Consider the following 21,127-nt stretch of genomic DNA (forward strand, 5'->3'; position numbering starts at 1 on the left):
CCCCTGGTGTCTGGGCAAAGACCACCGTTCCCCCGCCCGCCAGCCGTGCGATCGATACGGACGTCGGATTCAAGGCCGTCAGATCGATCCGGTCGGCGCCAGTGACGAAATCGGTAATGATGTCGGAGGCGGCCGCCGTCGAATCCGAAGTCAACAGGTACCGGAACACGTCTGTCCCGGCTCCACCGCTCAGGGTGTCTGCTCCCCCGCCACCGGTGATCAGGTCGCGGTTCGACCCTCCGGCAAGGGTTTCAGCAGACGGAGTACCATTGATGACGTTGGTTGGATCCAGAATGAGCTGCACGGTTCTGTCGGTGAAAACCAGAAGCTCAATGTCCGTCAGCGTGTCGGTTCCGTCCGTCCCGCCGGTTACAGTCGTGGTCGCACCGCTTGTCGTGATCGAATAGCTGGTCGACGTACCGCTGAAAATCGCAGTATTCGTGCCGCCGCCGCCGCTGAGTGTGTCGTTGCCTGCTCCGCCCTCGAGGACATCATTTCCGGCCCCGGCGACGATCTGGTCGTTTCCGGCACCTCCATTGATTCTCAAATCCCCTATGGTACCCGCTCCCTCGAAGCGGTCGGCACCCTGTCCCAGTGCCACCAGTCCGGAGATGAGGCCGGTGTTGACAAATACGTCGGCGCCCGAGCTCAGCGCCACGCCGCCTCTGAGGTCACCGCTATTGTTGAACGAAATGCCTTGGCCGAAGAAATAGGTACCGACCTGGACGGCCATATCGGCCTGGATCAGGCCGCTGTTCGAGAAGATCAGGTTGTCAGACAGGATTTCCATGCCGACGCTGATGCCGGTCCGATTGACGACGACGATGGATCCAGAGTTGGTCGCTGATGTGGTTCCGATACCATACACCCCGACGGCGAGGCCCGAACCCTCGACCCGGATTGTGCCGGTGTTTGTGAAACTCCCGTACTGGCCGAGGCGCACACCATAGGCCGATGACTGGGCAACAACGTCGAGGAGCCCGCTGTTGCTGACCGTCAGGCCCGGCCTAGTCCCTTCAGCGCCGTACGCTTCATGAGAGGAGCGAACAAAGATCGAGCCACGATTGTCGAACACACTATTCTGACTGTTGAAATAGCCACCGACGGCGCGACCAGAGGTGCTGTTTGTCAGGTAGGCATCCAGCCTTCCCCCGGTACCATTGGTGAATCCTGCACCCGATATGGCTCCATCGGTTGAAACGCCGATGGTGCCTGAACTTGTCGAGGTTGAAACAATCTGTCCGTTGTTGGTCAGGTAGCCTGATGCCCCGGTTGTCCATCGGCTGACGACGATGCCACCTGTTGCGTTGTTGAATGCAAGGCTTTCGCCCGCATAGACCTGCTCGCTCGCGGTAACTTGCCAGGGTTCGGTACCCAGCATCGCCGGAACAGGTCCAGAAACGGCATAGCTAGGGCGCGTCGCGAGCGAAAAGTTCAGGTCCGCTACCGAAACGCTAGCCGCGCTGATTCCTTGCAGAAGAATAGTGTCGGTGTCGGACAGGACAATCAGTGCACCGTCCGATGTCTGACGCAGTTCGCGATACCCGGCGTAACCAAATATCGACAGCGTATCGCGTTCGCCGCCAAGCCTGAAATCCGTAATCACATCGGTGCCATCGCCCGCCCCGAAAACGAATGTATCACGTCCGGTTCCGCCGGTCAGAACGTCAGCACCTGCTCCGCCGATGAGGACATCATCACCGTCTCGGCCGATCAGAACGTCAGCACCGTCGGCCCCGAACAACAGGTTCGCAGCAGTGTCACCCCGCAGGGTGTCGTTCCAGCGGCTGCCATAGACGTTCTCGATACTGATGAGCGTATCTTGTCCTGCTGAAACAGATCTACCACCGACAAGATCGAGATCGACCGCGATGGTCAGATCCGAGTAAACTGCGGTATCGGTTCCGGCCCCGCCGTCGAGGACATCTGATCCTCTGCCGCCACCGAGAAAGTCATCGCCGGACGCCCCCGAAAGAATGTCTTCGCCGCTTTCGCCATAGAGAATGTCCGATCCAGTTCCTGCAAGCAGGCGGTCATCGCCGAACCCTCCATACACGCCTCCTGATTGCGTACCCCGTTCGCCTTGATAGAGGTCGTCTCCTGCGCCAAGTGTGATCGAACCCACGATCGACCCGACGTTGACGATCTGATCCGCTCCCCGGGCGAGATAGATTTGACCGCGAATCTGGCCGAAATTCGTGACGACCTGAATGGCATCTTGGGGTGGACTGTAGGTCTCGCTGGCGTCGAAAATCGCGTAATTCGCTTCGATCAGACCGGTATTGGTGATCGTGCTGGACTCTGTCGCCAGATGCGCGACACGAATTCCCACGGCTGTGCCGGTCGGGTTTGTTACCCGTATTGTGCCGGTGTTTTCGAGCGTCGACGTCCGTCCGAGGTCAAAGCCCACCGCAGTCTGTCCACCACTCACTTCTACGAGTCCGGAATTCCTGAATATGCCGCCGTTCTGGGACTTGGCACCCCAGCTACTCAGCGATTCCGAAGTAACCCGAAACGTCCCGCTATTCTCAAAACTGAAGGCCAGATCCGCAGTGAATACACCCAACGCAACTGCCGTCGCCCTTACGGTGAAGCTTCCGCGGTTTACGAGGTCGCTGTTCGCACCCTCTCCAAAAAGCCCATAGGTCGGGTTGTCTCCGGTCTTGATGAGTTCGACGACGCCGGATTCAGTAATGGTGATCACACTGTCTGTGAACGCGGTCCCGCGCGTGAACTCGAACAGCGCCGTGATGTACGGCTGACTCGAGGTCATGCTTATCCGGCCTGCGACAACCAGATTTGGACCAGGCAACTGTGGTGTCGAGCGGAGCTCGTAGCCGCTCAATTCCTGAGAAATGCTGACGATCTCACTGGTCCCTATCGTGGTGTCCGCCGTGATGATCCTGGGCATTTCTACATCTCGCTACGCAATGATTGGCCGAACCGCATCCACGCTACCCTGGATTGGATTCGTGGGAAAGATTCACCCCACATCCTCGGTGATGAAGTGCCGCCCCTGCCGGTCCTCGACCTCGACGACCCAGAGGTCCGGGTCGTAGCCCACCTGTCGCTGCACATAGGCGTCCAGTTCGCTCTCGAACTCGCTCTCCACGGGCTGGATCCACAGCCGTTCGCCGTCCGGGCCGAACGCCTCGGAATACACCCGCGCCCTGCGGGTGGAGGTGTCCCAGGCCTTGACGATGACGGTGCCGGCGCGGGTGTCGCCGCGGCGCACGACGGTGGCGTTCGCGCCGGCGATCTCGGCGCGGCGGATCAGGGCCGAGACCCACAGGTCGGAGTTCAGAAGCAATTCGCTAACCCTGCTCGGAAACGGGACCGGAACCCGGAGCGGGTAGGGTCGCCGCATGAGGATAGGCCCTAATCATCGTCTTGGCAGCACTCGCCTTGCCCGCGCTCGACGTGTCCGCGTCGGCATGATCGCCGCGCTGCTGGCCGGTCAGCCGCTGGCCGCCCTGGCCCAGGCGACGGCGCCGACGGCGGCACCCACCGGCCCCTATTACGACCGCGCCTTCATGCTGGCGGCGGACCAGAAATGCCGTCTGTTCCAGCCCATGGTGGCCAGGGCCCTGACCTCGGCGACGCTTCAGGCGCGGGGGGCGGCGGTGCGCCACGGCGCGACCGCCGATGATCTGGCAGCCACCGCCGGACGGGCCTCGGCCAAGGCCAATGCAACGGCCTGCGACAACTCCGACCTGGTCCGGGTGCGCGGCCGGGTGGCCACGGCCTTCGCAGGCTGGGCCCAGACGCCGCGCATGACCTTTCCGGGGACGAAGGCCGACTGGGCGGCCGACCGCTATGGCCTGGTCCAGGCGGGCTGGCGGCTGAAGCAGTCGGTCACGACCGGCCAGGCGCCGGTGACCTTCGGCCTGGTCGGGGATGCGGGTCAGGGCGAGACCCTGGCCGCAGTGGTCAGCTTCGTGGGCCACAGTCGCCCCTATGCGGCGCGGATCGTGCTGCGCGACGCCGAACGGTCCACCAGGCCCTGGCTGCCCGGCGGCCGCGCCGGTGACCTGCCGCCCGAAGCCTTGCGCCGCTTGGTCTTCTCCGCCGGCAGTGCGCAGGCCGCGCCCGGCCTGCTGGAGCCGACCCGCGAGGATGGCCAGGCCTGGCGGTTCCCCGACACCGCCGCCGACCTGATCGCGGCGCTGGACCCCCGCGAGGTCTTCGCCATCGAGTTCCTGTTCCGCGACGACAGCATCGCCCGCGCCACCTTCGAGGCCGGCGACTTCGCCGCCGGTCGGGCGTTCGTGGACATGGGCTCGCTGTAGGTCAGCGCGCCTTAAGACCCCGCCGGCCTCAGTTCGATGATCTCGGCTCCGCCTTCGGGCACCGCGGGCTTGGCCAGGGTCACGACCGGCAGGCGTACCGTCACCGCCGCGCCTTCGCCCAGGGTCGAGTCGATGTTCATGCGCCCACCGTGCAGCTCGGCCAGCGACCGGACCAGCGACAGGCCCAGACCCGTCCCTTGCGCCTTCTGTTCGGCGGCGCCCGCCTGTTCGAACGGGCGGCCGAGGCGACGCAGGTCTTCGGGCGCGATGCCGACACCGGTGTCGGAAACGACCAGCTCCAGATAGGGGCCGATGGCCTCCAGCGTCACCGTCACCGACCCCTCGGCCGGGGTGAACTTGATGGCGTTGGACAGCAGGTTCAGCGCGATCTGCTTCAGCGCCCGCTTGTCGGCGTCGACGGTCAGGGCTTCGGTCGGCAGGACGCTGCGCAGGTCCACGCCCTTGTCCGTCGCCGCCACCCGGATCAGGGCGATGGCCGCCGAGACGGTCTCGCGCGCATCGAACCGCTCGATCGCCAGCTCATACCGTTCGGCCTCGATCTTGGACACGTCCAGCACGTCGTTGATCAGGTCCAGCAGGTGCCCGCCCGCCTCATGGATACTGTCGGCATAGCCCGCATACTTGTCGGGCAGCGGGCCGAAGATGCGCTGGCGCATGATGTCCGAAAACCCGATCACGGCGTTCAGCGGCGTGCGCAGCTCGTGGCTCATATTGGCCAGGAAGCGGCTCTTGCCGGCGTTCTGGGCCTCGGCCTCGGCGCGGGCGGTCTCGAGCCCGGATTCGCGGGCGAACTGAGGCGTGCCGTCGAAGGCCTGGCCGATCAGGCGCACCGTCTCGCCGTCTCCGTCCAGGCGACGCAGCACCAGGGTCACGCGGCGGTCCAGGGCCTGGCGCGGGGCAAAGGACACCTGGGCCTCCTGTCCCGCCTCTGCGCGGGAGAGGGCGGCGAGCAGGTCGCCCCTGTCGGGCGCATGGACGGCGGCGATCATGCCCTGGTCGAACAGGGCCTCCACATCGATCGCAGGCGGCGCGGTCCCATAGGCGGCCAATACCCCGCCGGACGGACTCAGGACCAGCATCAGCCCCGGCTGGGCCGCCAGCAGCGTCTCGACCCGCATCAGGCTGTCACCGACGACGCCCAGCGCCCGATCACGCGGCCCCCAGGTCAGGGTGATCGCCGTGGCAAGGGCTCCGGCCGACAGCAGGGCCACCGCCGCCGCCAGAACCCAGTCTGCCTGGGCCGGGCCACCCAGCCAGACCGAGACCAGCCCTACCAGTACCGCCAGGGCCGTCCCCACCGCCCCGGCCTGGGCCAGACGCAACTCGCCCAGCATGATTCCGGCGGCAAACGGCATGATCGCCAGCCCGGCCAGGGAACCCGTCATCCCGCCCGACAGGGCCGCAGCCGCCACGGCGGCCAGGCTCCATCCGCCCAGCACCAGCGCTCGCTCGGCCCAGCCGTCACGCGCCATCAGCCACAGGCCGCCGACGCCCGGCAGGACGGCGATCAGGGCCGCGATGACGACCCCGGCGTCCAGTGCGGGGCGCAGCAACACGACCGACGTAGCCAGCACCGCCATGGCGATGGCCCAGCCCATATGCCACGCCACGACCGGACGGACCCGGTCGGTCTCCCTGGGGGCTGAAGGTGGGGCGGCGGGCGTCAATGGATATCCGGGCGGAAGCTGCGGGAGGCGCAGCCGCCGAGCCTAGCCCTCCACACGAGTCGGCGCGAGGCGGCTCCCGCATCAGGCGAACCGGCGACGGGGAGAAGCCGTCATGGTCTGGGGGCCGTCGTCCCGGTTGTCGTTAACGCCGGGGCGGCCTATCTGGCGGCGGTGACCGAACCTGCACCCACGATCGACGACACCCTGGCCGAGCTGATCGCCGACTTCGACCTGCTCGAAGACTGGGAACAGCGGATCGAATACGTCATCGACCTGGGCAAGGGTCTGGCTCCCTTGCCGGACGCCGACCGCATCGAGGTCAACAAGGTGCCCGGCTGCGCGGCCCAGGTCTGGCTGGCAGATGACCGTGACGGGGATCGCCTGACCTTCCGCGCCGACAGTGACAGCGCGATCTCGAAGGGCAATGTCGCCCTGCTGCTGACCCTCTATTCCGGCCGCCCGGCGTCCCAGATCCTCGCCTTCGATGCGAAAGCGGCGCTCGACAGGCTGGGCCTGCCGCAGGCCCTGACTCGACAGAGGGCGAACGGCCTGAACGCCATGGTCGGCCGCATCCGCCAGGCGGCGATAGCGGCGGACTGAGGGGACCGTCTGGCGATCCCCTCGTCGCCATCAGGCCTTTTCGATCGCGGCGGCGATCTGGTCGGTGGAGTGGCCGGTCAGGTCCTTGGCGATCTCGCCGACCAGCTTGGCCTGGGTTTCCTTGTGCCAGCCCTTGCGCAGTTGCCCCAGGGTCTTGGGCGCGGCGATGACCATCAGATGGTCGACCTTGTTGTTCAGCACCCATTTGTTCAGCACCTCGGCGACGCCCATTGCGAACCCGTCCTCGGCCTGGGTGTCGTTGTCCGGGTTGGCCTCGCTGGAAATGCGACCGGCGGCACCGGATGCGCGCTCGGCGATCGTCGGCGTGGGTCGGGCGCTCAGTTGCACCTCCTGCTGCCCGGTGTTCTCGAACAGGGCCAGTTTTTCGCCGTCGACGACGGCGACGAGGGCGCCTTTGGGAAGTTTCATATGAGGGAGCTCCGGTGGTTTGCGGGGTCCTTCAACGGGTCGGTGCCGTGGCGGTTGCCTCGTCACCCGATCCCGTAGTGTTCCGCCAGCGCCTGAAGTCCCTGTTTCAGCATCGTCTTGCCCTGACGTTTGCGCAGGCCCAGTTCCTGTTCGGCCAGTTGCAGGCTGGAGCTTTCCAGACAGATCCGCACCACCATCGGTCTCAGCCTCGGCCCGACCGCGCGCAGCGCCGCCTCGACCCGGGCCCCGGCCGACATGGCCCGGTCGCCGGGCTCGATCCGCGCCGCCGATCCGCCGCCCGAACGGGGCAGGGCGTCCCAGCGCATCGTCACCGACGGGCCCGAGGTCGCCGCCTCCGCATCCCGCCGCAATCGCTCGCCCGCCACGATCTCGGCCGGCGTCAGCCAGGGCCGCCCCGACGGATCGCGGCGTCGGGCCAGCCAGGCGATCGGGCTCTCGCCCAGATTGGCGCGCCGCGTCGTCAGCCGCCCGTCGGCCTCCATGACCGCGACCTCGCCCTTGATCACGCCGGGTCGACCGGGCTCCGGTCCGTCGAGGCTTGCGGGCGGTCGCGCAATCCAGCCACCGCCGGGCCGTGCCTTCAGGCCCGGATCGGCGACCAGGGCACTGAACACCGTCTCGTCCAGGGTCATGGCCACCCGCGCCCGCCGATCCGCACCCAGACGCAGGGCATAGGGGGCCGCCCATCCCTCGATCCAGGCCCCCGGTCGGCGCAGATGGGTGCGCACCCGCTCGGTCAGCGTCCTCATCGCGCCACCGCCACGGCGTCGAGGCGGGTCATCTCCAGGTGGGGTGTCTCGCAGACCTGTCGCACGGCCAGTTCCAGCCGCTCCATCAGACCATCCACTGCCGGATCGTCCCGGGCGTCCTCCACCCACCGACAGCCGGCGCTGACCGTCGCCCGGTTGAAGCCGAAGGCGTGCCCGACCCGCTCCACCGTCCAGCCCAGGCCGACATGGGCCAGATACATGGCCAGCCGCCGCGCCTGCACCTGACGCGGTCCCTGCCGGACGCCGGCGACCATGGCCTCAGGCGCAATCCCGGTGGGCACGGCGACCAGCTGCATCGCCAGTCCGGCGCGGATTCGATCCCCTTCCTTGACCGGAACCCGATACGTGTCTTCCATGACTGTCACTCCTGCTGATCCGACGGCCGATCATAAATGCATGTCGTCGTGAGTTAGGAAAATCATCCTAATGTACGTCAGAAGCGGTCGCATCCCCATGGCGGGCAAGGGGTTGTGCGGGGTGAAGTTGGAGAACTCACCCGGATTCCAGCGTCATGCGAAGAAAATTAGAATCGTTGACTCACGGCGCTCGACGCCGATTCGCAAATCAGCCTACGATTCGCCTCAATGGGGTGGCGTTAACCGTTCTTAAGGTTTTCGCCGGTTAACTCTCGAACAAGGTTACCCGGAACTGACGACCGGGCCATATGGTCTAGCTTTGCCTGGAGGGGCTTGAATGCGCGTTCTGCTTATCGAAGACGATCACGCGACCGCGCAAAGCATCGAGCTGATGCTGAAGTCGGAGGGCTTCAACGTCTACACGACCGACCTGGGCGAGGAAGGCATCGATCTGGGCAAGATCTATGACTACGACCTCATCCTTCTGGACCTCAACCTGCCCGACATGAGCGGCCTGGAAGTCCTGCGCCAGCTGCGCGTCGGCAAGGTCAACACTCCCGTCATGATCCTGTCGGGCTCGACGGAAATCGAAACCAAGGTCAAGACCTTCGGCGGCGGCGCCGACGACTACATGACCAAGCCCTTCCACAAGGACGAGCTGATCGCGCGCACCCACGCCGTGGTCCGTCGCTCCAAGGGTCACGCCCAGGCCATCATCCACACCGGCGAGATCGCCGTGAACCTGGACGGCAAGACGGTCGAGGTGCACGGCCACCGCGTCCATCTGACGGGCAAGGAATACCAGATGCTGGAGCTGCTCTCGCTCCGCAAGGGCACCACCCTGACCAAGGAAATGTTCCTGAACCACCTGTACGGCGGCATGGACGAGCCCGAGCTGAAGATCATCGACGTCTTCATCTGCAAGCTGCGCAAGAAGCTGGCGACCGCTGCGGGCGGCAAACACTATATCGAAACCGTCTGGGGCCGCGGTTACGTCCTGCGCGACCCCTCGGAAAACACCGCCGTCGCCCCGGTCAGCGCCGCCGCCTGATACGGCGTTCGCGCCAGGAAAATAGGCCCGCCGGATCGCTCCGGCGGGCTTTTTCTGTTCAGGCGAGATGCGCGCGACGGCTCTGGCCTGAGCCCGCTGCTCAGTCGACCAGCCCCAGATCCCTAGACCGGTCCTTGTCGCGGCCGTAGCATTCGCAGACGATATGTTCGAGCCGGGCGCGTTGCAGCACATGCACTCGGCGACGGCCCAGCCGGACGGCGCCCGAGGCCTTGATCTCGTGCAGGACGTCGCTGACGGTCGAGCGACGCACCCCCAGGGCAACGCCCAGATCGGCCTGGGTCACCGGCACCTCGTCCGATCCCGCCCGGTCGATGGCCAGCAGCAGCCACCGCGACAACCTCTGGGTCGCCGAGTGCAGGATGTTGCAGGCCGCCGTCTGGGCCGCCTGCGCCTGATAGTCGTGCGACAGCAGGATCAGTCGTCTCATCAGCCGGTCGTCGGCCTCGGCCAGGGCTCGCAGCGGGGTCACCGGGATCCGGACCATCTGCCCCGGAATCTGCACCGACACCTGCCAGGCGCACGGCGCATCGGCCAGGAAGGCCGCCAGACCGGACAGGCCCTCGGACCCGATACAGGCCGTCTCTGCCGCCCGTCCGTCGGAGAACAGGACCAGGTTGGACAGGGTCCCCGACAGGGGGAAATGCAGTTCGGTGATGGGCGCGCCCTGCTCGATCAGGATGTCCCCCGCCGCCATGTGAGCCGGCGTCATCCATTGCGACAAGGCTGCCCGAGACGATGGCGTCAGGCTCGCAAGCAGGCTGTTCCGGGTCGGCATGATTCGCAGCGTCACTCCACTAGGCCAAGCGGAGCTTTAACGGACCTGTCTGCTTTCGGATGCACGGTGGTGGACATTCGCCGACACTATTCGGTCGGCACGCGGACCAAGTCTCTTCTGTTTGAACGGTACCGTACCGTTCTAGTTTTGAGATTGCGGCTCAATACTGGGTAGGGGTTTCGGGGACTGGCCAACGGTGACCTGGCCGAATGTCGCGGGACCCGCGGATCAGGTCCGCGTCCTGACGGCGATCCAGACGCTTTGGACCAGCACGCCGATGAACACTGCGAGGCCCAGCAGGCTGAAGCCGTAGCCGACCGTCGTGGCGGTGCTGAGGGTGCGGTACAGCGCGATCTTCTCGGGCCCTGGAGTGGAAACAGGGATGGTGTTCAGGACGAAATACGGCCCTGTGATGAGCACCGTGCCCAAGGTGATGAGGCTGAAATGGAACCAGGCACCGACTCGAGTGAATCGCAGTCGGACACGTTCCAGGACGAAATATACGACCGCGAAGGCTGCGAACCATCCCGCCCCACTGAGGCCGTATTGGGCCAGGGCAGATGCGGGCGCGATGATCCAGCTGATCGGCCCGATCGCGACGGCGCTGACGAACCAGAGCAGTCCCATGGGCAGCGCGAAGGGCCCGCGATCGCGTCTGTTCGGCATCCTCGCGACCCTGGTCCGCTGCGTCTGGCGGCAGGCTACGCCCGTTGCGTAAACCCGGCCACCATCGCGTCGAACATCGGGTTCGGACGACCGCTCGCATCGAAGGGCAGGGGCTGGTCCTGGCCGTCGTCGCGCTCGCCCTGCCTCAGCCAGCTGTCGGTGTCGCGCAGGCCCCAGACGGTGAAGGCGAACCTCTGGCTGGCCGGCAGGGCCATGAAGGCCTCGGCCAGTTCGCCGACCCGGCCGGTCTGTTGCGACAGGCGTTGATCGCGGGAACGCAGGTCCAGGCGCCGGTCGCTGCGCAGCGAGGCGTCCAGCTCCGAGATGTGAATCGGCAGGCCCAGCGAGCCCGCGTCGCGGATGAAGTCGCGCACCTGACCCGCCGGAATCTCGATATCCAGGTGCGACTGCGATCCGATGCCGCCGATCGGGGCACCGGCCTTCATCAACCGCTCGACCAGTTTCAGGAAGGTCGCGCCCTTGGCCGGGGTGTTCTCCAGATTGTAGTCGTTCAGGAACAGCACGGCATCCGGGTCGGCCGCCCTGGCCCGTTCGAAGGCCCGGATGATGTATCCGTCCTGGCCCAGGGCCCGGCTCCAGTGACAGTCGCGTAAGCCGTCGCCGGCATCGGTGATCGGCTCATTGACCACGTCCCAGCTGACGATCTTGCCGCGATACCGCCCGGCGACCGTGGCGATATAGGCGTCGAAGGCGGCGGTGAACCGGGTGCGGTCCAGATGGGCGAACGCCTCTTCACCCTGAGCATACCAGATCAGCGTATGCCCATGCAGCCGCATCCCCCGCTCGGCGGCGAAGGCCGCGATCCGGTCGGGCCCATCGAACCTCGGACGGTCCAGGCCCTCGGCCAAGACGTACTCCATCTTCATCTCCCACTCGGGCGTGAGCTGGGAGACGTGTCTGGCGGCCAGATCGACCCAGGCCGGGTCATTGATCTGGTTCGACTTGATGCAGGTCCCGATGGGGAAGGGGGCGATGGCTTTCAGGCCGGGGACCGCGCGCGCCGGTGTCTGCGCCTCGGCGAACCGCTCGCAGGCGGCCAGGGCCAAGGGCAGGCCGAGAAGGAGGCGACGGTCGAGCATCACCCGGCGCGGCGGCGCAGCCCCATCTCGTCGAACGCCGCCGTCTCGCGCTTGTTGGCGGCGACGATGGCGTTGAGGCGGGTCAGTTCGGCGACGTGTTCGAATTTCTTGAGCTCGCCAAAGGCTCCGGTCAGGGCGTCACGGGCGCCTTCTTCCTCGGCGTCGAGGGTGTCCAGATCGGCCTCGGCTGCGCCCTTGCGCGCCTTCCAGCCGGCCAGATAGGCCTGCAGCATCATGCCGGCCTGGGCGTCGGCGCGGGCGCGCTCGCGTTCGATCTCGACCTCGGCGTCCAGCACGGCCAGCCGCATCTCGGCCGAGGCCTTGCGGTTGGAAATCTCGGCCAGGCGCTTCTGCAGCGTCTCGACCTCGTAGTTCGAGATGCGGATCAGCGAATGGGCCCAGGCGGTCATGCAGACTTACTCCAGCAGGTACGGGTAGGGATCACTGAACCATGCCCTGGTTCAGGATTGCCTCCAGGCGGGTAAAGGAATCGGAAAGACGGGTGACGTCCTCCTTGTCCTGACCCAGGAAGGCCTCCAGCGCGGGGTTCAGGGCGATGGCCCGGTCGGTGATCGGATCGGCACCGGTCCTGTAGGCGCCGATCTTGATCAGCTCCTCCATCGAGGCATAGGCCGACAGGCACTGACGCGCCCGGCGGTTCAGCTCGCGCTCGGGCGGGGTCTGACAGCCGGGCAGGGTGCGGCTGACGGATTTCAGCACGTCGATGGCCGGAAACCGCCCGCGCTCGGCGATCTTGCGATCCATGACGATATGGCCGTCCAGGATGCCTCGCACGGCGTCGGCGATCGGCTCGTCGTGGTCACCTCCGTCCACCAGCACGGTGAACAGGGCGGTGATCGGCCCCGCTGTGGTCCCGTCCGGCCGGATCGGTCCCGGCCCCGCACGCTCCAGCAGCTTGGGCAGTTCGGTGAAGACGGTGGGGGTATATCCCTTGGTCGTCGGCGGCTCGCCTGCGGCAAGGCCGATCTCGCGCTGGGCCATGGCGAAGCGGGTGACGCTGTCCATCAGGCACAGCACCTCAAGGTCCTGGTCCCGGAAATATTCGGCGATGGCCAGCGTCATATAGGCCGACTGACGCCGCTTCAGCGCCGGCTCGTCCGACGTCGCCACCACTACGACCGCGCGGCGCAGACCTTCCTCGCCCAGGGTTTCCTCGATGAACTCGCGCACCTCCCGGCCCCGTTCGCCGATCAGACCGACCACGACGACATCGCAGGTCGCCTGTTTGGCCAGCATGGACAGCAGCACCGACTTGCCCACGCCGGATCCGGCGAAGATGCCCAGTCGCTGGCCACGGCATGTGGTGGTGAAGACGTCCATGGACCGGACGCCCAGGTCCAGTCGTTCTCCTACCCGGCCGCGCGAATGGGCCGGCGGCGGCGAGGCGCGCAGGGGATAGGGCGCAGGCCCGGTCGGCAGCGGCCCTTTGCCGTCGATGGGCTGACCGAACGCGTCGATGATCCGGCCCAGCCAGGCCTTGGTCGGCCGCACGCTGGCCTGCTGGCCGATGATCTTGATGTCGGCACCGGGGGCGACGCCCTCGACGGGACCGAAGGGCATCAGCAGGGCCTTGGAATCCCGGAACCCCACGACCTCCGCAGGCAGGGCCGTCGTGCCCCGCCGTGTAATCTCGGCCCGCGCCCCGACCGCCAGCCGGCTCAGGCCGCCCTTCGCCTCGATCAGCAGGCCGCTGACGCCCGCGACCTTGCCGGTCACGACCAGGGGATCGATGGCTTGAACGGCGGCGACGAGGTTGTGCATCGCGTTAACGAATGCGCGATCGTGGTTAACGGGGGGTGAAGCCGGGCCGGTTCATCCCCCTGTGGGCGCAGTGATCACAAGGCGCGTGCCGGGGCCGTCAGGGCGGTTTTCGAGCGTGCCGTCGATCTGGCGCACGAGGCTGTCGATGACCCTCAGACCCAGGCTGCGGCTGGTTCTTGCCGTGGCCAGGTCGAAACCCTGGCCCTGGTCGCTGATCGTGACCTCGATCCGGCCGTCGCGCACCCGCCCTTCGACCGAGACCGGTCCGCCCGCGTCGCCATAGGCGTATTTCAGGGCGTTGGTGACCATCTCGTTGACCACCAGCCCCAGCGGAATGGCGATGTCGGCCGGGACCGCGACCTCGTCCGCCTCGCAGCGGACGGTGTGATTTGGGCTGCCGTCGGCCACCGCCTCCACAAGGCTGCACAGGAAGTCGGACAGCATCACCGACTGGACGTCGGCGCTGCGCCAAAGCTGATCATGCACCTTGCCGATCGCCAGGATGCGCGCCCCGGCATCCGTCAGGGCCGCCTTGACCTCGTCCGAGGACGACCCCCGCGCCTGCATGTTCAGCAGGCTGGAGATCAGGGTCAGGCTGTTCTTGACCCGGTGGCTGACCTCCCGCGTCAGCAGCGCCTGGTGCTCGATCGCGGCCAGCAGGCGGCCCTCGGTCGACTGCCGGGCCAGGGCCGCGCCCAGGGCGGCGGCGAAGGCGTCCAGGAACAGGGCGTCGCGGGCGTCGAACTGGCCCTCATCGGCGCTGTCGACCTCCAGCACGCCGAAGGGTTCGCCGTCGATCTCGGGGCGGATCAGCACATTGATGGCCCGGCGGATGCCGTGGTCGGCCAGGAGTTTCGGCGTATGGAACTGCTGCTCGTTCTCCAGATGGTTCGAGATCAGCGGCTTTCCGGTCTGGAAGGCATAGCCGGCGGGTGAATCCAGCTCGACGCTGAGCGACGCCTTGCCCTCGACGTCCCCGCCCCACCCCACGCCGGCCAGCAGGACCAGGCGATCGCGAACGTCGTTGTGCACCAGCACCTTGGCGAAGGGCGTCTCCAGCCCCTCCGCGCACAGGGCGCAGGCGGTGTCGAGAAGCGTCTGGCGGTCGCGCTCCCGCAGCGCGAACTCACCGAACCGCGCCAGCAGGGACTGTTGCCCCAGACGGTATCGCAGTTCCTCGGCCAGCGGCCGGCCGGGGGCCTCGGCGTGGTCGGGCGGCGTCTCCACCTTGGGAGGCACGACCACATCCATCTGCGTGCGGGTGGGGGCCTCGGCGTCCGCGCGCACCTCCGCGACCAGTTCGGCGATGTCGGGGGCAAGGACGATTTCGGATTCAGGACGACTGGACAACAGGGCTCGCGCGATCGCTGGGGTTTGGCCCTAGTTAGGCGGCTGCTCCCGGAAAGTTAAGCGCCGCTCACGGTTCGATCATCTCGGGGTGAAGCCGGCCTCGCGAACCTGCCCGCGCCGCTCCAGCCCGGCGATCAGGAGGGGGACCATCATGTGCGGCACCGTCAGGATCGACAGGGTCATGAAGCTGGCGGCCATGATCCGGTCCGGGACAGCGGCCCGCACCTCCAGGCCGAAGATGAGGCTGGCGATGACCCCGGCCGCGAACGTCAAGGGCAGGACCACCCAGCCCCAGCGGGCAAAGCCCCGCCAGCGCAGGCTCGACAGGCTCTCGCGGAAGTGTCGGGGCGAGTGGAACAGGCAGAAATACAGGGCGAACCCCACGATCGGCGGCAGGACGATCATCCCGGTCAGGGCGGCCAGCCCTCCCAGAGCCTGGGACCGTCGCCCGGCTTGCCAGAGCGACCCCAAAGCGACCAGGCCGACCCCAAGCGCCACGGGCAGGGCCAGCATCATGGCATCGGTGACGGCCGAGGCCTCGACGCGGTCGGTCAGACCGGTGAAGATCATGTCCAGCTCACCCCTGTGCAGCAGGGTCGGAGCGCACAACAGGGCCAGCGCCAGACCGGCTCTCAGCAGCACCGAGCCGGCTCCTTGCCAGTCCTCCGAGAAATGCACGACGGCGATGGCGATGAAGGCGGCCAGAGCCAGGACGGGCTCGACCCGCCAAAGGCCGTACATCGCGGCGGCCAGCGTCAGATAGATCAGGACCAGGGCGGCCATTCCCGTCCACGGTCCGGACGCGCGGGCGCGAATGAGCTCCAGGTCCAGCGTGCCGTGCGGAAGCCCGAACACCAGCAGCGCCAGGCAGGCTAGGGTCGTCGTGACGGGTCCGTAAAGCGGCGCGCCGGCCCACAGTCCCACAAGCGACAGTATCAGAGCGCCGACGAACAGTCGGGCTCCGGACGGGACTTTCGGCGACAGGCTCGTAGGATCCAGGAGCAGTGACATGCTTTGCCTCCTGTTGAGACGAAGTCCGGACAGGCGCTGGGCCTGTCCGGACCTGTCGTGTTTCGGCCGATCAGGCTGGGGCGGTTTCGTGGGTGGCTTCACCGTACTCGACCCGCGATTTGCGGACGGCGATGATGTAGATCAGTACGCCGACGCCGGCCTTGGCGATGATGTCGGCGATCGTGTAACCGACCTGGACATAGGTTTCGGCCGCCGCGCCCCCGATGTTGGTGTAGGGGATCATGTAGACGATCGGATAGAAGCCCCACGACGCGAACGTCACCAACCGGGCCTTCTTGATCAGCCCGCGCACGCTTTCGGGCTGACGTTCGATCGAGGCGCCCAAGCCCTTGAAAAGCTCCCAGACGATGTAGACGAACGGGATGCTCGACAATGTGCCCCAGATGGCCCGAGTCGTGTTGTCGTCGGCGATCTCGCCCGGATAACCCAGAATGATCATCAGGGCGGCGGCAAAGCCCAGCTTCAGAGACTTCGACATCGTCTCTTCCTGGCTCAGGCGCATGACCAGGATCAGTTCGATCAGCAGCAGCGGCACCGTCAGCAGCCAGTCGACGTAGCGATAGGCGTCGTTGAACGCCAGGCCCGTGACGGTAATGACGCCGTTGCGGACTTCGTAGGCGGACTCCCAGCTCTCGAAGATGCGGAAATAGTGATAGGCCGCGATGGCCGTCACAAGTCCGGAAATCGTCAGGGCCGTCTTGTAGGCGGGCCCGACCTGGGATCGCCCGAACCACAGAAACAGCGTCGCCGCCGCCATGGTCGCGAATGTGAATGAGAAAGCATTGTAGACGAGCAGATATTGCCCGATTTCGACAGTCGGCATTGCAGTCATCCTCTCCTATCGGCTTGCTGGCTCCGGGTCAGAAACTGCGCCAGGAAAGGCGACACCGGATGTTGGGCCGTGGCGGAGGGTTAGGCATTTGGGCGATGTCGCACCATACGGCCTTTAGGCCGTATTCCGGTCCAGATCGCGGCGTCGGTTGCTAAAGACCGGCCTCGACGGCCAGCCGGATGGCGTCGGCGATATTGTGGGTGCCGATCTTGTCCAGGATCAGGGCGCGGTGCATCTTCACCGTCTTCTCGCTGAGGCCCAGGTTGAACGAGATCTGCTTGCTGCGGTAACCGGCGGCGATCTGCTGGAGAACCTCGCGCTGGCGAGGCGACAGGGTGCGCACCACCTCGACGGCATGGTGGTGACGGCTGGACGAGGGTCCGACCGCGTCCTGATCCAGCTCGACCTGGGAGCCGATGAAATATTCCAGCTCGCCGTCCGGCAGAAAGACCGGGGCCACGAGCACCGCGTTGCGGAACGGCTGCCCGTCGCGCTTGTAGTTCAGGATCTCGACCAGGGTCGGCTTGCGGTCGCGCGTCCCCTGCCGGATGCGCTCTGTCAGCCAGGGTTCGGTCGCCGGGCCGGCCAGGAAGCGGCAGTTGCGTCCCACGATCTCGTCGTCGCCATAGCCCGTCAGGTCACAGAAGGCCTGGTTGACCGCGATGATGGGGTTGTCGGGCAGGCGGGGATTGCTGATCACCGAGGCGATGGGGCTGTTGACGATCGACGACAGCAGCACACTGCCATCCTCGTCCAGATCGTAGTCGATCACCGCGCCGCCGTCCCCATGGTTCGAGTATATCCAATGGCGCGCCAAAAGCGAAGCTTGACCCGTCGTCGCACGTCCGCCGGCTCGCCCACGGCCGGGCCGAACTCGCGATCGTCTGGTTGCAAGCGCGTTGACGCGTTTGGCGGACGCGGCGCCTACGCCACGTGGTGCCAAAAGGACCCCTCACCACTTTTCGGGGTATGGCGGACCCCTTGCCAGCGTCTATGCTGAGGGCCTGTCGATCCAGGAGTTCAGTATGTCGCGGGCCGGGTTGTTGAGCGGGGCGGATCGCCCTGAGGTGATGGCGGTCCAGGACGCGACAGGCGATGGGGCGTGGGCGTCGATCTCGGACGACGCCATGTCCGGCACGGACGGCGATGACAGGGTGGTCTTCTCCTCGTCCAACCTTGATGGCGGGGCCGGGTTCGACACGGTCGATTTCTCCAGCCGTCCGGTCTTCGATGGCGAGTTCTATTCATCCCTTACGCTTCGAGCGGGCGAGACCCCCGGGTCGGTCGATGTCTGGAGCGCGGACTTCGTTCGGGGCAGCGGATACAACAACCGTATCGCCGGGTCGTTCACGAATTTCGAGCAGATCCTGATGGGCTACAAGATGAGTGTCGCCCTGGAGAACACGACCCGGGACTGGACGGTCGTCGGCTTCGACATCACCTTCGCTTTCATCGCGACGGGATCGGGAAACGATACGATCACCGGCAGTTCGACCGACGATACACTCAGTCCCGGCGGGGGCTCCAACACCGTCCACGGCGGTCGGGGCGACGACAAGGTGACCCTGCCCGTGGCCTATGCCGACTCGACGATCACCTATGCGAACGGCGTGCTGAGAATCCAGACCGGCAGCACCGTCAACCTGCTGACCGGGGTCGAGCACGTCATCTTCACCGATCGCGTCCTGGACCTGACGCAGGACGGCGTGATCGCGCCCGCTGTGCGGCGTGTCGCGATCGACCCCACTGCAGGCGGCAGTGTGGGATTCACGGCGACGGCCGGCGCGGATATCATGGTCGGATATGTCGCGGCTGACGTCATCGACGGCCTGGCCGGCGACGACTGGCTGTACGGGGCCAGCGGCGTGGACACGCTCAAGGGCGGACTCGGCAACGACTACATCGATGGAGGGGTGGAGTCGCGTTACGACATCGCCGTCGACACCGCCGTGTTCGAGGGCAATTTCGCCGACTACAGCTTCAGCCTGTCGAACGGCATCTGGACGGTGTCCGGCGCGGACAGCGGCACCGACCGCGTCGTCAATATCGAGACCTTCCGGTTCGCCGACCGCAGCGTGACCGTGGGCCCCAGCGGCCTGGTCCAGACCGGCACCGAGGGCGCCGACACCCTGACCGGCACGACCGCGCCGGATGAGCTTTCAGGCCTGGGCGGCGACGATCGTCTCGACGCCGGATCGGTCCCGCTGACCAACACCGCGCCGATCACCATCGTCATCAACTCCAGCGACATTCTCAGGGGCGGAGCGGGCAACGACATCCTGACGTCGCAGGGCATCTCCAACGGCTCGATCCTGGACGGCGGCGACGGCGACGATGTGATCACGGCGGGGTGGTCGGGGACGTCGCAGCTGGTGCCTGCTGGCCGGGGTATCATGCAAACCGCCTACACCGGCGTGGCCGGGGACGCCGTCACCCTGCTGGGAGGCGCCGGTTCGGATCGAATCCGCGCCTTTTCCAACGCCGTGATCGACGGAGGGGCCGGAGATGACGTGATCACCGTCGGCACGGGGCCTTCGGGGTTCAACGGACCCACCTACGCCACTGGATCGGCCGACGGGGGCGTCCGCATCACAGGCGGGAGCGGGGCCGACACCTTCGTGCTCTCCAACCCGCTGGCGACGGCGGTCATCACGGATTTCCAGGTCGGGGTCGACAGGATCGACGCATCGGACAGCTACAACAGCGATACAAGAATCAGGCAGGAGCGCCTGATTCTGGGTCAACAGGGCGCCGACACCCTGATCATGTCGTACGACGGCTCGCAGACACTTGCGCGTCTCGTCGGGATCGACGCCGCGTCTCTGGGCGGATCGACGTTCCTCGACAATGCCTACGGCGACCCGATTTTCGTGAACGACTTTTCCCCGATCCAGGCACCCTACATCGACCCTTCACGGATCTACCGCGTCGGGACCGAGGGTGCGGACACCTTGGTCGGCGTGACTCAGGCCATGGGGCTGGGCGGCGACGATGTGATCTCGGCAGGCTCGGCGGCGAGCGTGCTTGGGGGTGGCGCTGGTAACGACCGGCTGACGGGGTCGATCGCCGCCGACATTCTTCGCGGAAACGATGGGTCCGACGTCCTGATTGGTGGCGACGGTAGTGATAGTCTCTACGGAGGTGCCGGTGATGACCGGATCGAAGGCGGGCGCGGAGCCGACCTCCTGTCGGGCGGCTCGGACCCTGCCGTCGGTACGGCGAATGGTGCGGATGTCTTTGTCTTCACCTCTGCTGCTGATTCCACTGCGGCCGGTTACGACATCATCCAGGGTTTCGAAGCGGGCCTGGACACCATCGATCTGAGCGCTCTGGCGACAAGCCAGATCACCATCATTCGCGACGGGTTCAACACGGCCTTCGTCTTCGCCGCTACCGCCGACGGAACGCTCCAGGTCGGCAGCACGGCCTATGTAGACGGTCGCGATCTGATCTACACCGGTGCCCACGGCGTCAACATGTTGGCCGTCGGGTCAAACCGCGCCTTTCTCCACGGCTCGGCGCGCGGCGACACGATCACGGGCAGCAGCGGCGATGACGCCATCTGGGGCGAGGCAGGGGCCGATGTCCTGACCGGGGGCGAAGGGGCCGACACCTTCCAGTATGTAACCCTGTCGGATTCCACGGCGGCGGCATCAGACATCATCACCGACTTTCAGACGGGCGTTGATCAGATAGGCCTTGGCGGTTCCATGAGCGGGACCGTAGCGTCGGTCACCATTGTCCGAACTCAAGGTTCGAGTTTCCTTTTCGCGACCGGCCTCACAGGCAACCTTCAGGTCGGCCTGGCCGGTGCTGCGCTCAATGGCCGGGACCTTCTCGCTTTCGCGACCGGTGGAGGCATGGTGGCCGTCACCATGATTGGTTCGGCAGCGGCTGACGTGTTTATCGGTGGGACGGGGGCCGACATCGTCCTGGGTGGTGGCGGCGCGGACCTCCTGACCGGCGGCCTCGGCGCGGACATCTTCCGCTACACGGCGACGTCGGATTCGACCGCCGCCGCCTATGACGTCATCACCGACTTCGCGACCGGCTCCGATCGCATCGACCTGACCGGGCTGAACACCACCTCGATCTCGGTGATCCGGTCGGGCGGGTCCAGCTTCGTCTATGCCGAGACCCCGGCGGGCGGGTTCCAGCTGATCGCCTTGAATCAGGCTGTGAACGGTTCGGACTTCGTCTACGGCGGCACCCACGGCGTCTATCTGATCGGCTCGGCCGATGCGGATATCCTGCGGGGCACATCCCTGGCCGATCCCATCGCGGGCGGGGCGGGCAATGACACCATCACCGGCGGCGGCGGGGCGGACGCCCTGTTCGGGGACGCCGGGGCGGACACCTTCGTCT

General features: G+C 66.3%; 19 protein-coding genes. 4 read left to right on the top strand and 15 right to left on the bottom strand.

Features of this window, described 5'->3' with window-relative positions:
* Together JHC99_RS09385 and JHC99_RS09390 are read right to left on the bottom strand one after the other, a co-directional pair.
* On the bottom strand, window positions 1-2,911 hold a 2,911-nt coding region (locus JHC99_RS09385; RefSeq protein WP_292153615.1), incomplete at its 3' end, for a M10 family metallopeptidase C-terminal domain-containing protein.
* Window positions 2,912-2,983: 72 nt separating this feature from the next.
* A complete protein-coding gene (locus JHC99_RS09390) occupies window positions 2,984-3,310 on the bottom strand; it encodes a DUF1491 family protein (RefSeq protein ID WP_292153616.1) in 327 nt (108 codons plus the stop codon).
* A gap of 124 nt (window positions 3,311-3,434) precedes the next feature.
* Here JHC99_RS09390 and JHC99_RS09395 point away from each other — a divergent pair, with 124 nt between their 5' ends.
* Window positions 3,435-4,289 carry a hypothetical protein gene (locus tag JHC99_RS09395; RefSeq protein WP_292153618.1) on the top strand — a complete coding sequence of 285 codons (855 nt, stop codon included), beginning with the start codon at window positions 3,435-3,437 and terminating at the stop codon, window positions 4,287-4,289.
* Between the two features lie 11 nt (window positions 4,290-4,300).
* Here the strand turns inward: JHC99_RS09395 and JHC99_RS09400 are convergent, their stop codons facing one another.
* On the bottom strand, window positions 4,301-5,977 hold the full coding sequence (locus tag JHC99_RS09400) for a HAMP domain-containing sensor histidine kinase (protein WP_292153620.1): 1,677 nt from the start codon (window positions 5,975-5,977) through the stop codon (window positions 4,301-4,303).
* Between the two features lie 171 nt (window positions 5,978-6,148).
* Between JHC99_RS09400 and JHC99_RS09405 the strand changes: the two genes are divergently transcribed.
* Complete coding sequence (locus JHC99_RS09405; RefSeq protein WP_292153622.1) at window positions 6,149-6,577, top strand: SufE family protein; 429 nt, start codon at window positions 6,149-6,151, stop codon at window positions 6,575-6,577.
* Between the two features lie 30 nt (window positions 6,578-6,607).
* On the opposite strand, the gene JHC99_RS09410 is transcribed toward JHC99_RS09405, so the two are convergent.
* From JHC99_RS09410 to JHC99_RS09420, 3 genes are all read right to left on the bottom strand, one after another.
* Window positions 6,608-7,006: a host attachment protein gene (locus JHC99_RS09410; protein ID WP_292153624.1), complete on the bottom strand. Its 399-nt coding sequence runs from the start codon at window positions 7,004-7,006 to the stop codon at window positions 6,608-6,610.
* Between the two features lie 62 nt (window positions 7,007-7,068).
* On the bottom strand, window positions 7,069-7,776 hold the full coding sequence (locus tag JHC99_RS09415; RefSeq protein WP_292153626.1) for a DUF6456 domain-containing protein: 708 nt from the start codon (window positions 7,774-7,776) through the stop codon (window positions 7,069-7,071).
* Window positions 7,773-8,153 carry a chromosomal replication initiator DnaA gene (locus JHC99_RS09420; RefSeq protein ID WP_292153627.1) on the bottom strand — a complete coding sequence of 127 codons (381 nt, stop codon included), beginning with the start codon at window positions 8,151-8,153 and terminating at the stop codon, window positions 7,773-7,775. Before JHC99_RS09420 ends, JHC99_RS09415 begins: the two co-directional genes overlap by 4 nt.
* Window positions 8,154-8,490: 337 nt before the next feature.
* Here JHC99_RS09420 and ctrA point away from each other — a divergent pair, with 337 nt between their 5' ends.
* A complete protein-coding gene (gene ctrA / locus JHC99_RS09425; protein ID WP_271145045.1) occupies window positions 8,491-9,204 on the top strand; it encodes a response regulator transcription factor CtrA in 714 nt (237 codons plus the stop codon).
* A gap of 100 nt (window positions 9,205-9,304) precedes the next feature.
* Here the strand turns inward: ctrA and JHC99_RS09430 are convergent, their stop codons facing one another.
* From JHC99_RS09430 to JHC99_RS09470, 9 genes are all read right to left on the bottom strand, one after another.
* On the bottom strand, window positions 9,305-10,015 hold the full coding sequence (locus JHC99_RS09430; protein ID WP_292153630.1) for a Crp/Fnr family transcriptional regulator: 711 nt from the start codon (window positions 10,013-10,015) through the stop codon (window positions 9,305-9,307).
* Window positions 10,016-10,228: 213 nt separating this feature from the next.
* Window positions 10,229-10,666: a hypothetical protein gene (locus JHC99_RS09435; protein ID WP_292153632.1), complete on the bottom strand. Its 438-nt coding sequence runs from the start codon at window positions 10,664-10,666 to the stop codon at window positions 10,229-10,231.
* Between the two features lie 35 nt (window positions 10,667-10,701).
* Window positions 10,702-11,766 carry an endo-1,4-beta-xylanase gene (locus JHC99_RS09440; RefSeq protein WP_292153633.1) on the bottom strand — a complete coding sequence of 355 codons (1,065 nt, stop codon included), beginning with the start codon at window positions 11,764-11,766 and terminating at the stop codon, window positions 10,702-10,704.
* Complete coding sequence (locus JHC99_RS09445) at window positions 11,766-12,176, bottom strand: flagellar FliJ family protein (protein ID WP_271145038.1); 411 nt, start codon at window positions 12,174-12,176, stop codon at window positions 11,766-11,768. The genes JHC99_RS09440 and JHC99_RS09445 overlap by 1 nt, the downstream gene beginning before the upstream one ends.
* 31 nt (window positions 12,177-12,207) lie before the next feature.
* The gene (gene fliI / locus JHC99_RS09450; RefSeq protein WP_292153637.1) at window positions 12,208-13,548 is read right to left on the bottom strand and encodes a flagellar protein export ATPase FliI; all 1,341 of its coding nucleotides are present in this window, start codon (window positions 13,546-13,548) and stop codon (window positions 12,208-12,210) included.
* Between the two features lie 51 nt (window positions 13,549-13,599).
* Window positions 13,600-14,898: a histidine kinase dimerization/phosphoacceptor domain -containing protein gene (locus tag JHC99_RS09455; protein ID WP_292153639.1), complete on the bottom strand. Its 1,299-nt coding sequence runs from the start codon at window positions 14,896-14,898 to the stop codon at window positions 13,600-13,602.
* A 78-nt stretch (window positions 14,899-14,976) separates the two neighbouring features.
* The gene (locus JHC99_RS09460; RefSeq protein WP_292153640.1) at window positions 14,977-15,909 is read right to left on the bottom strand and encodes a Brp/Blh family beta-carotene 15,15'-dioxygenase; all 933 of its coding nucleotides are present in this window, start codon (window positions 15,907-15,909) and stop codon (window positions 14,977-14,979) included.
* Between the two features lie 70 nt (window positions 15,910-15,979).
* Window positions 15,980-16,753, bottom strand: coding sequence for a bacteriorhodopsin-like (locus JHC99_RS09465; RefSeq protein WP_292153642.1), 774 nt, complete (start codon window positions 16,751-16,753; stop codon window positions 15,980-15,982).
* Window positions 16,754-16,913: 160 nt separating this feature from the next.
* A complete protein-coding gene (locus JHC99_RS09470) occupies window positions 16,914-17,534 on the bottom strand; it encodes a LuxR C-terminal-related transcriptional regulator (RefSeq protein ID WP_292153644.1) in 621 nt (206 codons plus the stop codon).
* Between the two features lie 253 nt (window positions 17,535-17,787).
* Here JHC99_RS09470 and JHC99_RS09475 point away from each other — a divergent pair.
* The coding region (locus JHC99_RS09475; protein WP_292153646.1) for a M10 family metallopeptidase C-terminal domain-containing protein at window positions 17,788-21,127 on the top strand (3,340 nt) is incomplete at its 3' end.

This window comes from Brevundimonas sp., from assembly GCF_016463485.1.
Taxonomy (GTDB): Bacteria; Pseudomonadota; Alphaproteobacteria; order Caulobacterales; family Caulobacteraceae; genus Brevundimonas.